Source organism: Streptomyces sp. NPDC028419 (genome assembly GCF_055565515.1).
In genome coordinates this window covers 134351-148341 of sequence record NZ_JBVHUE010000018.1, presented here as the reverse complement: position 1 = coordinate 148341, position 13991 = coordinate 134351, and the positions used below count along the sequence as shown (strand labels likewise).

Below are 13991 nucleotides of genomic sequence, written 5' to 3'. Positions count from 1 at the left end.
CCCGTCCACCCCGTTGTCCTCGCGTCTCGCGTCCTCTACCGAGCACACGTGCCCGTCCCCCCTTGAGCCTCGCACCCTAAGGTGTCGTCATGACGTCATCCCCGCCCGCGTTGACCCGTATCCGCATCGGTTCGGCTCCGGACTCCTGGGGCGTGTGGTTCCCCGAGGATCCCCGGCAGACCGGCTGGTCACGCTTCCTCGACGAGGTCGCGGAGTCCGGCTACGAGTGGATCGAGTTGGGCCCCTACGGCTACCTGCCCACCGATCCCGCGCGGCTCGCCGAGGAGACCGGCAGGCGCGGGCTCAAGGTCTCGGCCGGCACGGTCTTCACCGGACTCCATCACGGCCCCGCCGTCTGGGAGCAGACCTGGGAGCACGTGTCGCGGATCGCCGCCCTGACGCAGGCGATGGGCGCGGAGCACCTGGTGGTCATCCCCTCCTTCTGGCGGGACGACAAGACGGGGGCGGTCCTGGAGGACCGGAACCTGACCGCGCGACAATGGCGCGAACTGGCCGGCCAGACCGAGCGGCTGGGCCGTGAGGTGCGCGAGCGGTACGGTCTGCGGATCGTGGTCCACCCGCACGCCGACACCCACGTCGACACCCCGCAGAACGTGGCCCGCTTCCTGGACGCGACCGATCCGGAAGCGGTCTCGCTGTGCCTGGACACCGGGCACTACGCCTACTGCGGCGGCGACAGCGTCGAGCTGATCGAGACCTTCGGCGAGCGCATCGGCTACCTCCACCTCAAGCAGGTGGATCCCCGGATCCTCGCCGAAGTCGTCGCGGAGCAGCTGCCCTTCGGTCCGGCCGTGGCCCGCGGGGTGATGTGCGAGCCGCCGGCCGGGGTGCCCGCGCTGGAGCCCGTACTGGCGGCGGCCCAGCGGCTCGGGGTGGACCTCTTCGCCATCGTCGAGCAGGACATGTACCCGTGCCCGCCGGAGCGGCCGTTGCCGATCGCCCGGCGCACCCGCGACTTCCTGCGCTCCTGCGGCGCCCGCTGACCGCCCGCCACCACCCCCGATACCGACCCGGACCCTGAGAAGAGGTAGCGCATGAGCACGCTCGGCATCGCCGTCATCGGCGCCGGAAAGATGGGCGGCGACCACATCCGCCGGATCGGGCGGACCGTGGGCGGGGCGCGGGTGGTGGCCGTGGCCGACCCCGACGGCGACCGGGTCAAGGAGGTCGCGGCCGCCCTGGAGGGGGCGAGCGCCCACACCGACCCGGCGGCCGCCGTGGCCGCGCCCGGGGTGGACGCGGTCCTGATCGCCTCGCCCGGGCCCGCTCACGAGGAGTCCGTCCTCCAGGCCCTGGCCCTGGGCCTACCGGTGTTGTGCGAGAAGCCGCTGACCCCGGACCCGGCGGGCGCGCTGCGCATCATGGAGGCCGAGCAACGGCTGGGGCGCCGGCGCGTGCAGGTCGGTTTCATGCGCCGCTACGACGCCGAGTACGAGCGCCTCAAGGAGCTGCTGGACGCCGGGGGCATCGGACGGCCGCTGTTCCTGCACTGCCGCCACCGCAACGCCTCCTCGCCGTCCTTCTTCACCAGCGACATGCTGATCACCGACTCGGTGGTGCACGAGGTGGACGCGGCCCGCTGGCTGCTGGGACAGGAGATCACCGCCGTCACCGTGCTGTCCCCGGCGCCGTCGGGCGCGGCCCCCGAGGGACTGCGCGATCCCCGCCTGGTGCTGCTGGAGACCACGGGCGGCGCGATCGTGGACGTGGAGATCTTCGTCAACTGCGGGTTCGGCTACCAGGTGCAGTGCGAAGCGGTGGGCGAGGCGGGCAGCGCCCGGATCGGTGACGGCCGGGCGATGGTGGTGCAGGCCGGGGGGCGCTGGGGCGGCGAGATCGCCCAGGACTTCACCGTGCGCTTCGCCGATGCCTACGACCGCCAGCTGCGCCGGTGGGTGGCCGCGGCCGCGGCGGGCCGGGTCGAGGGGCCCGGCACCTGGGACGGTTACGCGGCGGCGGCCGTCTCGGAGGCGGGCCTCACCGCTTCCCGCACGGGGGCACGGACGATGGTCGAGCTGGTGGAACGGCCGCCCCTGTACCGGTAGCGGCCGGCCGCCCGCCGCTGGCGCTGGCGCTGGCGCTGCCGGGGTGCGTAACCCGTTTGCCCCATCCGACCCCTGTGCCGCTTCTGTCACAGGGGTCGTGGTCCCGTCACACATGTCCGCATTACGCGGGTCTTCCGTCACAGGCGTACGACAGCCCCTCCCCTGGACTTACTGAGCGTCGTTCTCCGGGCACAACCTTGAGTGATCGTCAGTGTCCACGCTCAGGCTCCCCCGACGGCCTCCCGGCCGCCCCCGCGGTGTGGACAAGGAGGTGCCCCAGATGACCGACCGGAAGCTGTGGTCGTACAAGGAGATCGCCGCGCACATCCAGGTCCAGCCGGATACCGTGCGCTCCTATCGCAAGCACGGGCTGCTCCCCCCGCCCGACCACGTCGAGGTCGGCAAGCCCTTCTGGTACGCCGACACGATCCGCGCCTGGGTCGCCCGACGCCCCGGCAACCGGGGCCGCCGCGAGGACTGAACCGCCGAACCCGTGCCGGGGTGCCCCCACCCCGGCACGGACCCTACCTCCCGACCGGCACCCGGTCGGCGGGCTCGACCTCCGGCTCCCGCGGACCCTCCCTCTCCGCGCCCGCGTCCCCGCCCTCGCTCAGCCCGAACCGGTCGTGCAGCCTGCGCAGCGGCCCCGGGGCCCACCACGTGGCCCGCCCGGTCAGCTTCATCACCGCCGGGACCAGCAGGCTGCGCACCACCATCGCGTCCATCAGCACGGCCAGCGCGATCCCGAGCCCCAGCATCTTGGTGTTGGTCACCCTCGAAGTGCCGATGGCCACCATCACCACGGCCAGGATCACGGCCGCCGCGGTGATCAGCCCGCCCGTGCGGGCCAGTCCGGTCCGCACCGCGCCCTCGTGGTCCCCGGTGCGGTCGTACTCCTCCTTGATCCGGGATATGAGGAACACCCCGTAGTCCATGGAGAGTCCGAAGGCGATCGAGAACATCAGCACCGGCAGGGTGGTCTCGATGTCCCCGGTGGAGGTGAAGGAGAGCAGCCCCGAAAGATTGCCGTCCTGGAAGACCCACACCACCGCACCGAACATCGCGGTCAGGCTGAGCGCATTGAGCAGCACCGCCTGGAGCGGTATCAGCAGGCTCCCGGTGAGCAGGAAGACGAGCAACAGCGTGGCCAGGACGACCAGGGCGAGCGCCCACGGCAACTGCTCGGCTATCGCGTCCTGCGCGTCGACCAGGACGGCCGCCTGCCCGGTGACGGAGGTCTTGAAGCCCGCGTCCACCGCGCGGACCTCGCCGACCAGGTCCTGGGCCTCCTGCCCCACCGCCTCGCCCTCGCCGACCACCGAGAAGTAGGCGTACTGCCCGGCGCTCCCGCCGGGTCCCGAGCCCACCGGCCCGTCGACCCGGACCACCCCGGGCAGGGCGCTCAACCGGCTCCGGTAGGCGCCGTAGGCGGAGGCGTCGGCCGGCCCCTCGGCGAACACGACGAGCTGCGCCGCGGGACCGCCCGGGAAGTCGTCCCGGATCTTCTGCTGGACCACGTGCGAAGCGGCGGTGGCCGGCAGCTGTCGGTCGTCCACGGTGCCGAACTTCACCCCGAGGAAGGGGAGGCCGAGCAGCAGCAGCCCCGCGGTGGTGACCACCGCGAAGACCGGCGCCCGCCGCATCACCAGCGCGGCTGCGCGCGCCCAGCCCCGGCCCTGCGCGGCCGGCGTCCGGCGCCCGCGCCGCCACAGCGCCCGCAGGTCCAGGGAGTTGACCCGCTCGCCCAGCAGCACGAGCGCCGCGGGCAGCAGGATCAGCGCGGCGGCCGCCGCGAGCAGCACCACCGCGACCCCGGCATAGGCGAAGGAGCGCAGGAAGTACATCGGGAAGAACATCATCGCCGAGAGCGACACCGCGACGGTCAGCGCCGAGAACAGCACCGTCCGCCCCGCGGTGCGCAGGGTGACTCCCACCGCTTCCTTCGGCTCCCGACCGGCCGCCAGTTCCTCGCGGAAGCGGCGGACGATGAACAGGGCGTAATCGATGGCGAGTCCGAGCCCCAGGGCCGTGGTGAGGTTCTGGGCGAAGACGGAGACGTCGGTGATCTCGGTGAGCCCGCGCAGGACCGCGTTGGTCCCGAGGATCGCGACGATGCCGATGCCGAGCGGCAGGACGGCGGCCACCGCGCTGCCGAAGACCAGCACCAACAGGATCAGGGTGAGGGGCAGGGCGATCAGCTCGGCCCGCAGCAGGTCCTCCTGGATGGTGCTGGTGATCTCGCGCTGTACGGCCACGGGCCCGCCGAGGGAGACCCGCACCGGTCCGTGCGCCCCGCGCAGGCCCGGGGCGATCCGGTCGAGCACCTCGGCCGTGGTCTTCTCATCGCCCTCCACGCGGGCGGCGATCAAGGCCTGGTGCCCGTCCTCGGAGCGCAGCGCGGGCAGGCGGCTCTGCCAGTACGAGCCGACCCCGGCTATCCCCTGCTCCGCGGCGAGCCGCGCGGTCAGTCGGGCCGCCTCGGCGGCGACGGCCGGATCGTCCACCCCGGCCGCTCCGGCGTCCACGAGCAGCAGCAGGTTGGGCTGCGAGGCGGGGAACTCGCGTTCCAGCGCCTTGGTGGCGTAGGTGGACCGGGCGTCCGGGTCCTGCCAGCCCCCACTGCCCATCCGGTCGGCGACCCCGCTGCCCGCGAGCACGGCCAGGGCCGTCAGGACGAGGGCGAGCAGGAGCGAGAGCCTCGGCCGCGCGGTGACGAACCGCGTCCAGCCCCCGAGCTTCGGTCCGGGGGCGCCATCCGCCCCGACCCCGACCTCCGCCCGCTGCCCTCGGCCCGATGGTTTCTTGACTTCGGACATGTCTCGGTGTCCCCTTCACCGTGATTGCCAGAAGTTAGACTGGCAAACACGAGCAGTCGCTCGCGTTCCCACAGAATGCGAGCGACAACTCGCGTTTGTCAATCACCCTCGGGAAGGAACGGGAGCGAAGTGCCCGACATGCCGGAAACATCCGCGCCCGGAGGCGCCGCACCGAAGCCCGCGACCAAGCCCGCGACCAAGGCCACGGCACGCGCCAAGAGGACGACCAGGAGCACCACCGACCAGCCCGCCGCCGAGCCCGCCCCGCGCCGCCGCCAGGCCCGCGGCGAGCGCCGGATCGCGCAGCTCCTGGCCGCCGCCGCGGGGGTGTTCTGCCGCACCGGCTACGCCGCGGCGAGCACCAACGCCATCGCGCGCGAGGCCGGGGTCTCCCCCGGCACGCTCTACCAGTTCTTCCCGAACAAGGAGGCCATCGCGGTCGAGCTGGGCGGCGAGCTCCTCAAGCGCGCCCACGAGATGCACGGCCAGGCCTTCCTGCCCGAGAACCTGGCCAAGCCGCTGCCCGAACTGCTCGACGCGGTCCTGGACCCGGTCATCGCCTTCAACTGCGAGAACCCGGCCTTCTGGGCCCTCATGCACGGCTCGGGCGTCCCCGGCATCACCCAGGAGCACGAGGAGCTGCACTCCGGCCTGCTGGCCCGGGTCGAGGGCGTGCTGAGCAGCTTCGCCCCGGAGTCCACCCCCGACCAGCTCACCCACGTCTCCAACATGGTGCTGGGCATCTTCAAGTCGGCCCTCGACCTGGTGCTGGCCACCGAGGGCGCCGAGCGGGACGCCTACGTGGCCGAGCTGAAGAACGTGCTGCTGCGCTACCTGGAGCCGATGGTCACCACGACTCCCCCTCGCTGACCCGCGCCCGCCCCTCCCGTCCGGCCGCGCGCGCCCCCGCGCCCCCGCCCGACCGCAGCCGCAGCGCCAGCAGCGGGAAGACCAGCACGGAGACCATCGCGGCCCCCACCAGCGCCGCCGCCTCGCCCGGTTCCACCATCGCGTCCTGCACCCCGAGCGTGGTGATCGCGACCACCAGCGGCAGCGCCGTCGACCCGAGCAGCACCAGCGCCACCCGGTCCCGCAGCCCGAGGTCGCGCGGCGCCAGCCACCAGATCGGCAGCCCGCGCACGACCAGGAACAGCAGCAGGAACACGGGCAGCAGGAGCAGCACCCGCCCGCCCCCGAGCAGGGCCTTCAGGTCGAACTGGACCCCGGTGAGCACGAAGAACAGCGGCACCAGGAAGCCGAAGCCCATCGCCTCCACCTTGGAGAGGACCGCCCCGCTGCTCTCGGGCGCCGCCCCGTGCAGCACCAGCCGGGTGATCAGGCCGGCGGCGAACGCCCCGAGCAGCACGTCCAGGCCGAGCGCCTGCGCCAGCCCCAGCATCGCCACCAACAGCAGCATCACCAGGCGCACCGCGAACTGGGCGCTGCTGTCCAGGGTCTTGACGATGACCGCCGAGAGCCAGGTCGCCTTCGGCCGCAGCGCCCAGAGGACGGCGATCGCCGTGAGCACGCCGAAGGCCACCAGGAGCGCGGCGGAGCGGCCCGGCGCCCGCCCGCTGAGCAGCAGGGCCATGGCGATGACCGGACCGAACTCGCCGATCGCCCCCATGGCCATCACCACGGACCCGAACCGGCCCCGCAGGTCGCCCGCGTCGCGCAGCACCGGCAGGACCGTGCCGAGCGCGGTGCTGGTCAGCGCGGTGCCGACGTAGACGCCCTTGTCGAATCCGCCGCCGTGCGCGAGCAGGGTGCCGGCCGTCAGCCCCAGGGCCAGGGCGATCAGCCAGGCCCCGGACGAACGCTTGAGGGTGTCGCCGCCGATCCGGTCGAACTGGATCTCGTACCCCGCCAGGAACATCAGCATCGCCAGGCCCAGCTGACCGAGGACGTCGATCACCGGTCCCGGTGCGGCCCAGCCCAACACGTCGGGCCCGACCAGCACGCCGAGCAGGATCTCGAAGATCACCAGGGGCACCGACACCCACCGGGAGGCCCCGTGGGCGAGCAGGGGCGCCAGGACCGCGATCGACATGATCAGGATCAGCGTCAGACTTCCCGAAGCGGACATATGCGCCATTTACGTACGGTGAACGAGCCGTGTCCATCGGCCACGCCGGGCACCGGCGCTCGCCTCCATACCCCCTAGGGGTATAGTCTGGAGCCATCGGCGGGAGGGTGGAGGGATCCACCGCCCGCCGGCGACCGGACACGCCCCCGAAGAGGAGAACGACATGAGCGCCGAGACGGACACCCAGACCACCACCGTCTACCGGGTGACCGGCATGACCTGCGGGCACTGCGAAGGCGCCGTGACCGCCGAACTGACCGCCCTGCCCGGCGTCAGCTCGGTCAAGGCCGTCGCCGCGGCCGGCGAGGTCACCGTGGTCTCGGCCGGCCCGCTCGACGAGGACGACGTGCGCGCCGCCGTCGACGAGGCCGGATACGCGTACGCGGGCCGGGCCTGACCCTCCGGGGCGGCGGGCCCCGCGCCCGCCCCGCCCCTTCTCCTGCGCAGTACCCCGCCGGGCCGTACCGTCCAGCTCATACTGGTTCCGTACGGACCCGGCCCTCCCCCTGGAGCCGGAATGACCAGCACAGTGCACGACGGACCGATAGTGACCGAGGTCGAGCTGACGATCGGCGGGATGACCTGCGCCTCCTGCGCGGCCCGCATCGAGAAGAAGCTGAACCGGATGGACGGCGTCAGCGCGACGGTGAACTACGCGACCGAGAAGGCCCGGGTCTCCTACGCGCCCGAGGTCCAGGTGGCCGACCTGATCGCCACCGTCGTCAAGACCGGCTACACCGCCGCGCAGCCCCCGCCGCCGACCCCCGAACCGGAAGCCGGAGCGGAAGCCGATGCGGAAGCCGGAGCGGAAGCCGGAGCCGGCACCGCGGGCGACGCGGCGGCGGCCGACCCGGAGCTCGCCGCGCTGCGCCAGCGCCTGCTGGTCTCCGCCGTCCTCGCCCTGCCCGTCGTGCTGCTGTCGATGGTCCCGGCCCTCCAGTTCGACAACTGGCAGTGGCTCTCGCTCACCCTCGCCGCGCCCGTCGTCGTCTGGGGCGCACTGCCCTTCCACCGGGCCGCCTGGACCAACGCCAAGCACGGCGCCGCCACCATGGACACGCTGGTCTCGGTCGGCACCCTGGCCGCCTTCGCCTGGTCGCTGTGGGCCCTGTTCTTCGGTCACGCGGGCATGCCCGGCATGCGGCACGGCTTCGACTTCACGGTCTCGCGCACCGACGGCGCCTCGGCCATCTACCTCGAAGTCGCGGCCGGCGTCGTCGCCTTCATCCTGCTCGGCCGCTATCTGGAGGCCCGCTCCAAGCGGAAGGCGGGAGCGGCCCTGAAGGCACTGCTGCACCTGGGCGCCAAGGACGTCGCGGTGCTGCGCGGCGGCGCGGAGGTCCGGATCCCGGTGGCCGCGCTGGCCGTCGGCGACCGCTTCGTCGTGCGCCCCGGCGAGAAGATCGCCACCGACGGCACGGTCGTCGAGGGCAGCTCCGCCGTGGACGCCTCGATGCTGACCGGCGAGTCCGTACCGGTCGAGGTCACCGTCGCCGACTCCGTCACCGGCGCCACCGTCAACACCTCGGGGCGCCTGGTCATCGAGGCCACCCGCGTCGGCGCCGACACCCAACTCGCCCGCATGGCCAAGCTGGTCGAGCAGGCACAGAACGGGAAGGCGCAGGTCCAGCGGCTGGCCGACCGGATCGCCGCCGTCTTCGTTCCCGTCGTGCTGCTGCTCGCGCTCGGCACCTGGGTCACCTGGCTCCTGATCACCGACGACCCGACCGCCGCCTTCGCCGCCGCCGTGGCCGTACTGATCATCGCCTGCCCCTGCGCCCTGGGACTCGCCACCCCGACCGCCCTGTTGGTCGGCACCGGCCGCGGCGCGCAGCTCGGCATCCTGATCAAGGGTCCCGAGGTGCTGGAGTCCACCCGACGCGTGGACACCATCGTCCTCGACAAGACCGGTACGGTCACCACCGGCCGGATGACCCTGGCCGGGGTGCACCCCGCCGAAGGCACCGACGCCACCGAACTCCTGCGCCTGGCGGGCTCGCTGGAGCACGCCTCCGAGCACCCGATCGCCCGGGCCGTCGCCGCCGGCACCGCCGAGCGCGCGGGCTCGCTGCCGGTGCCGGAGGACTTCCGCGCCCTCGCCGGTCTCGGCGTCCAGGGCGTGGTGGACGGCCACGCCGTCCTGGTGGGCCGCGAACAGCTGCTGGCCGACTGGTCGATCGCCCTGCCCGAGGAGCTCGCGCGGGCCAAGGCGGACGCCGAAGCCGCGGGCAGCACGGCGGTGTTGGTGGCCTGGGACGGGGCGGCGCGCGGGGTGCTGACCGTCGCCGACGCGGTCAAGGAGACCAGCGCCGAGGCGGTGACCCGACTGCGGGCGCTGGGGCTGACCCCGGTGCTGCTGACGGGCGACAACCGCGCGGTGGCCGAGACGGTGGCCCGCGCGGTGGGCATCGACGAGGTGATCGCCGAGGTGTTGCCGCAGGACAAGGTGGACGTCGTACGCCGCCTGCAGGCCGAGGGCCGTACGGTCGCGATGGTCGGCGACGGGGTCAACGACGCGGCGGCGCTGGCCCAGGCGGATCTGGGGCTGGCCATGGGAACGGGTACGGACGCGGCCATCGAGGCCGGCGATCTGACGCTCGTCCGGGGGGACTTGCGGGTCGCGGCGGACGCGATCCGGCTCTCCCGGCGCACCCTGGCCACCATCAAGGGCAACCTCTTCTGGGCCTTCGGCTACAACGTGGCGGCGCTGCCGCTCGCGGCGGCCGGGCTGCTCAACCCGATGATCGCGGGCGCCGCCATGGCGTTCTCCTCGGTGTTCGTGGTGAGCAACAGCCTCCGGTTGCGCTCCTTCCGCTAGAGAACCCCCTCCCCATCACGCACACACTTCCTTCACGGGAGACGCAGATCACAGTGATTGGAACGTAACCATCAGGTGGTGGCGCGGGTCTAATGGGGCGGTGCCAAGAACGTCTTGGGGGACGTTCACGGAGGTCTTGGGGGACGTCCGCAGGCACCCGCCGGCCGGGACACGTACCCGCGGGGAGCACGCGCAAGGGCTTCCCGATCCGAACGGGTCCCGGCAGACACCCCCGCCGGAGCGCCGCGCGCGCTCCTCACCGACGCCCTGGTCCGGGTCCCGTGGGGGGAATCCGCACCGGGGAAAAGGAAAGCGCCCCGACCGTCGACCCGTGGGGGGATCGACGGCGGGGCGCTTTTCGTACGTGTGGGACCGCTACGGATCCACGCGCGCGACCGGTGAGGAGATCAGCGGCCCTCGACCGGGACGAAGTCGCGCAGGACCTCGCCGGTGTAGATCTGGCGCGGACGGCCGATGCGGGAGCCGGGCTCCTTGATCATCTCGTGCCACTGGGCGATCCAGCCGGGAAGGCGGCCGAGCGCGAAGAGCACGGTGAACATCTCGGTCGGGAAGCCCATGGCCCGGTAGATCAGACCGGTGTAGAAGTCCACGTTCGGGTAGAGGTTGCGCGAGACGAAGTACTCGTCGGCCAGCGCGTGCTCTTCCAGCTTCAGCGCGATGTCGAGCAGCTCGTCGCTCTTGCCGAGCGCCGAGAGCACGTCGTGCGCCGCAGCCTTGATGATCTTCGCCCGGGGGTCGAAGCTCTTGTAGACGCGGTGCCCGAAGCCCATGAGGCGGACGCCGTCTTCCTTGTTCTTCACCTTGCGGATGAAGGCGTCGACGTCGCCGCCGTCGTTCTTGATGCCTTCCAGCATCTCGAGGACGGACTGGTTGGCGCCACCGTGCAGGGGGCCCCACAGGGCGCTGATGCCGGCGGAGATCGAGGCGAACATGTTCGCCTGCGAGGAGCCGACCAGGCGCACGGTGGAGGTCGAGCAGTTCTGCTCGTGGTCCGCGTGCAGGATGAGCAGCTTGTCGAGCGCCGAGACCACGACCGGGTCCAGGTCGTACTCCTGGGCCGGCACGGAGAACGTCATGCGCAGGAAGTTCTCGACGTAGCCGAGGTCGTTGCGCGGGTAGACGACCGGGTGGCCGACCGACTTCTTGTACGCGTAGGCCGCGATCGTCGGAAGCTTGGCGAGCAGCCGGATCGTCGAGAGGTTGCGCTGCTTCTCGTCGAACGGGTTGTGGCTGTCCTGGTAGAACGTCGACAGCGCGCTGACCACGGAGGACAGCATCGCCATCGGGTGCGCGTCACGGGGGAAGCCGTCGTAGAAGCGCTTCACGTCCTCGTGCAGCAGCGTGTGCTGGGTGATCTCGTTGCGGAACGACGCGAGCTCGTCGACGGTCGGCAGCTCACCGTTGATCAGCAGGTACGCGACCTCGATGAAGGTCGAGCGCTCGGCCAGCTGCTCGATCGGGTAACCGCGGTAGCGCAGGATGCCCTGTTCGCCGTCGAGGTAGGTAATGGCGGACTTATAGGCGGCGGTGTTCCCGTAGCCACTGTCCAGGGTGACCAGCCCGGTCTGGGACCGGAGCTTCGAGATGTCGAAGCCCTGGTCGCCTACGGTGCTTTCGACCACCGGGTAGGTGTATTCACCGTCCGCGTACCGCAGTACTACAGAGTTGTCGCTCACGTCATCCCTCACCGACGTAGTGCCTCTTCTTCGAGGTGCCCTGACTGCCTCTACCTTCCCCCATTTGGCACAGGTGAGTGCACTCGGGGTCGGGGTTTGGTGTTTTTGACGGCACTGAGTGCCTTCAAGCTGCTCATCCTGCCCCCTCCGAACCGGCGGGGATACCCCAAATGATCGATCATCTAGGTGATGTTTCCCACCGGTATCTGTCCGGACAGCCGGGGCGCGACAGCCGTGAACCTCCTGCCTGCGGAAACCGTACGCACCGCCTGACCGAGGGCCTTGCGGGACCCGACCAGCACGACCAGTTTCTTAGCCCTGGTCACCGCCGTGTAGAGGAGGTTGCGCTGGAGCATCATCCAAGCTCCGGTGGTGACCGGGATCACGACCGCGGGATATTCACTCCCCTGGGAGCGGTGGATGGTGACGGCGTAGGCGTGGGCCAGCTCGTCCAGCTCGGAGAACTCGTAGCCGATCTCCTCGTCCTCCTCCGTGCGCACGGTCAGGCGCTGTTCCTCCAGGTCGAGCCCGGTGACCACACCGACGGTGCCGTTGAAGACGCCGTTGGCCCCCTTCTCGTAGTTGTTCCGGATCTGGGTCACCTTGTCGCCCACCCGGAAGACCCGGCCGCCGAAGCGCTTCTCGGGCAGGTTCGGCCGGGCCGGGGTGATCGCCTGCTGGAGCAGTCCGTTGAGGTTCCCGGCTCCGGCCGGGCCCCGGTGCATGGGCGCGAGGACCTGGACGTCGCGGCGCGGGTCGAGGCCGAATCTGGCCGGAATGCGACGGGCCGCCACGTCCACGGCGAGCACTCCGGCCGCCTCGGTGTCCTCCTCGGCGAAGAGGAAGAAGTCCGGCAGCCCGTCGGTGAGGGGCGGGAGCCCGGTGTTGATGCGGTGCGCGTTGGTGACCACGCCCGACTGCTGGGCCTGCCGGAAGATCCGGGTCAGCCGGACGGCGGGCACCGGTCCGCCCTCGGCCAACAGGTCCCGCAGCACCTCGCCCGCCCCCACCGACGGCAGCTGGTCCACGTCCCCCACCAGCAGCAGGTGGGCGCCCGGCGCCACCGCCTTGACGAGCTTGTTGGCGAGCAGCAGGTCGAGCATCGAGGCCTCGTCGACCACCACCAGGTCCGCGTCCAGCGGCCGGTCCCGGTCGTACGCCGCGTCCCCGCCCGGTTTCAGCTCCAGCAGCCGGTGCACCGTGGAGGCCTCGGCGCCGGTCAGCTCCGCCAGCCGTTTGGCGGCCCGCCCGGTGGGCGCGGCGAGCACCACCTTGGCCTTCTTGGCCCGGGCCAGCTCCACGATCGAGCGGACGGTGAAGGACTTGCCGCAGCCCGGCCCGCCGGTGAGCACCGCGACGCGGCGGGTCAGGGCGAGCTTGACCGCGTCCCGCTGCTCGGGCGCGAGGGTGGCGCCGGTCCTCCCGGCCAGCCAGCCCAGCGCCTTCTCCCAGTCGACGTCGCCGAAGCCCGGCATCCGGTCCTCCTCCGTGTGCAGCAGCCGTCGCAGCTGCCCGACGAGGGAGAGTTCGGCGCGATGGAAGGGGACCAGGTAGACCGCGGTGAGCGGCGGGCCGCCCTGCGGGTCGGGCACCCGCTCGCGCACCACGCCCTCGGGATCCGCGGCCAGTTCGGCCAGGCACTCGATGACCAGGCCCGTGTCCACCTGGAGGAGCTTGACCCCGTCGGCGATCAACCGCTCCTCGGGCAGGAAGCAGTGGCCCTGGTCGGTGGATTGGGAGAGGGCGTACTGGAGTCCGGCCTTGACCCGCTCGGGGCTGTCGTGCGGGATGCCGACGGACTGGGCGATCTTGTCGGCGGTGAGGAAGCCGATGCCCCAGACGTCGGCGGCGAGCCGGTAGGGCTGGTTCTTCACCACCGAGATGGAGGCGTCGGCGTACTTCTTGTAGATGCGCACCGCGATGGAGGTGGAGACCCCGACGCCCTGGAGGAAGACCATGACCTCCTTGATGGCCTTCTGCTCCTCCCAGGCGGCGCCGATCATCTTCGTCCGCTTGGGCCCGAGCCCGGGCACCTCGACCAACCGCTTCGGCTCGTCCTCGATCACGTCCAGGGTGTCGACGCCGAAGTGCTCGACGATCCGGTCGGCGATCTTCGGCCCGATGCCCTTGATCAGGCCGGAGCCGAGGTAGCGGCGGATGCCCTGGATGGTGGCGGGGAGCACCGTGGAGTAGTTGTCGACCGTGAACTGCTTGCCGTACTGCGGGTGCGAGCCCCAACGGCCCTCCATGCGCAGCGATTCGCCGGGCTGCGCGCCGAGCAGCGCGCCGACCACCGTGAGGAGGTCGCCGCCGCCGCGCCCGGTGTCGACACGGGCGACCGTGTAGCCGCTCTCCTCGTTGGCGTAGGTGATGCGCTCCAGGACCCCTTCGAGCACCGCCGTGTTCACCGCACTGTCCGTCCCCATGGCGCAACGCTAGCGTCCGGCGCCGACAGCCCGTCGGGCCCGCGGGAAACGAAAGGGGGTCCGGCCTCGCGGCCGGACCCCC

General features: G+C 71.7%; 10 protein-coding genes. 6 read left to right on the top strand and 4 right to left on the bottom strand.

Annotated features, from left to right (window positions below; all coding sequences use genetic code 11):
- The first annotated feature begins 89 nt into the window (after nt 1–89).
- From ACZ4UB_RS22005 to ACZ4UB_RS21995, 3 genes are all read left to right on the top strand, one after another.
- A complete protein-coding gene (locus ACZ4UB_RS22005) occupies nt 90–1004 on the top strand; it encodes a sugar phosphate isomerase/epimerase family protein (protein ID WP_468072395.1) in 915 nt (304 codons plus the stop codon).
- A 51-nt stretch (nt 1005–1055) separates the two neighbouring features.
- Nucleotides 1056–2066, top strand: coding sequence for a Gfo/Idh/MocA family protein (locus tag ACZ4UB_RS22000; protein WP_468072393.1), 1011 nt, complete (start codon nt 1056–1058; stop codon nt 2064–2066).
- A 280-nt stretch (nt 2067–2346) separates the two neighbouring features.
- On the top strand, nt 2347–2547 hold the full coding sequence (locus tag ACZ4UB_RS21995) for a helix-turn-helix transcriptional regulator (RefSeq protein WP_354382447.1): 201 nt from the start codon (nt 2347–2349) through the stop codon (nt 2545–2547).
- 43 nt (nt 2548–2590) lie between these two features.
- Here ACZ4UB_RS21995 and ACZ4UB_RS21990 read toward each other — a convergent pair whose 3' ends face one another.
- A complete protein-coding gene (locus ACZ4UB_RS21990) occupies nt 2591–4882 on the bottom strand; it encodes an MMPL family transporter (protein WP_468072391.1) in 2292 nt (763 codons plus the stop codon).
- Between the two features lie 138 nt (nt 4883–5020).
- Between ACZ4UB_RS21990 and ACZ4UB_RS21985 the strand changes: the two genes are divergently transcribed.
- On the top strand, nt 5021–5752 hold the full coding sequence (locus ACZ4UB_RS21985; protein WP_468072389.1) for a TetR/AcrR family transcriptional regulator: 732 nt from the start codon (nt 5021–5023) through the stop codon (nt 5750–5752).
- On the opposite strand, the gene ACZ4UB_RS21980 is transcribed toward ACZ4UB_RS21985, so the two are convergent.
- Nucleotides 5730–6968, bottom strand: a complete 1239-nt coding sequence (locus tag ACZ4UB_RS21980; RefSeq protein WP_468072455.1) for a cation:proton antiporter — start codon at nt 6966–6968, stop codon at nt 5730–5732. The genes ACZ4UB_RS21985 and ACZ4UB_RS21980 overlap by 23 nt on opposite strands.
- Before the next feature lie 163 nt (nt 6969–7131).
- Here ACZ4UB_RS21980 and ACZ4UB_RS21975 point away from each other — a divergent pair, with 163 nt between their 5' ends.
- Nucleotides 7132–7365 (top strand): heavy-metal-associated domain-containing protein, encoded by a 234-nt coding sequence (locus tag ACZ4UB_RS21975; protein ID WP_354382450.1) that lies wholly within the window; start codon nt 7132–7134, stop codon nt 7363–7365.
- Between the two features lie 120 nt (nt 7366–7485).
- A complete protein-coding gene (locus tag ACZ4UB_RS21970) occupies nt 7486–9786 on the top strand; it encodes a heavy metal translocating P-type ATPase (protein ID WP_468072386.1) in 2301 nt (766 codons plus the stop codon).
- 407 nt (nt 9787–10193) lie between these two features.
- On the opposite strand, the gene ACZ4UB_RS21965 is transcribed toward ACZ4UB_RS21970, so the two are convergent.
- Complete coding sequence (locus ACZ4UB_RS21965) at nt 10194–11483, bottom strand: citrate synthase (protein WP_354382452.1); 1290 nt, start codon at nt 11481–11483, stop codon at nt 10194–10196.
- A 182-nt stretch (nt 11484–11665) separates the two neighbouring features.
- A complete protein-coding gene (gene recD2 / locus ACZ4UB_RS21960) occupies nt 11666–13909 on the bottom strand; it encodes an SF1B family DNA helicase RecD2 (protein WP_468072384.1) in 2244 nt (747 codons plus the stop codon).
- Nucleotides 13910–13991 lie beyond the last annotated feature (82 nt).

What these genes read in the sequence shown, in the direction of transcription:
- ACZ4UB_RS22005 (WP_468072395.1), top strand. Translation starts at nt 90, where the DNA reads ATGACGTCATCCCCGCCCGCGTTGACCCGTATCCGCATCGGTTCGGCT.
- ACZ4UB_RS21985 (WP_468072389.1), top strand. Translation starts at nt 5,021, where the DNA reads ATGCCGGAAACATCCGCGCCCGGAGGCGCCGCACCGAAGCCCGCGACC.
- ACZ4UB_RS21990 (WP_468072391.1), bottom strand. Translation starts at nt 4,882, where the DNA reads ATGTCCGAAGTCAAGAAACCATCGGGCCGAGGGCAGCGGGCGGAGGTC.
- ACZ4UB_RS21980 (WP_468072455.1), bottom strand. Translation starts at nt 6,968, where the DNA reads ATGTCCGCTTCGGGAAGTCTGACGCTGATCCTGATCATGTCGATCGCG.
- ACZ4UB_RS21995 (WP_354382447.1), top strand. Translation starts at nt 2,347, where the DNA reads ATGACCGACCGGAAGCTGTGGTCGTACAAGGAGATCGCCGCGCACATC.
- recD2 (WP_468072384.1), bottom strand. Translation starts at nt 13,909, where the DNA reads ATGGGGACGGACAGTGCGGTGAACACGGCGGTGCTCGAAGGGGTCCTG.
- ACZ4UB_RS21970 (WP_468072386.1), top strand. Translation starts at nt 7,486, where the DNA reads ATGACCAGCACAGTGCACGACGGACCGATAGTGACCGAGGTCGAGCTG.
- ACZ4UB_RS21975 (WP_354382450.1), top strand. Translation starts at nt 7,132, where the DNA reads ATGAGCGCCGAGACGGACACCCAGACCACCACCGTCTACCGGGTGACC.
- ACZ4UB_RS22000 (WP_468072393.1), top strand. Translation starts at nt 1,056, where the DNA reads ATGAGCACGCTCGGCATCGCCGTCATCGGCGCCGGAAAGATGGGCGGC.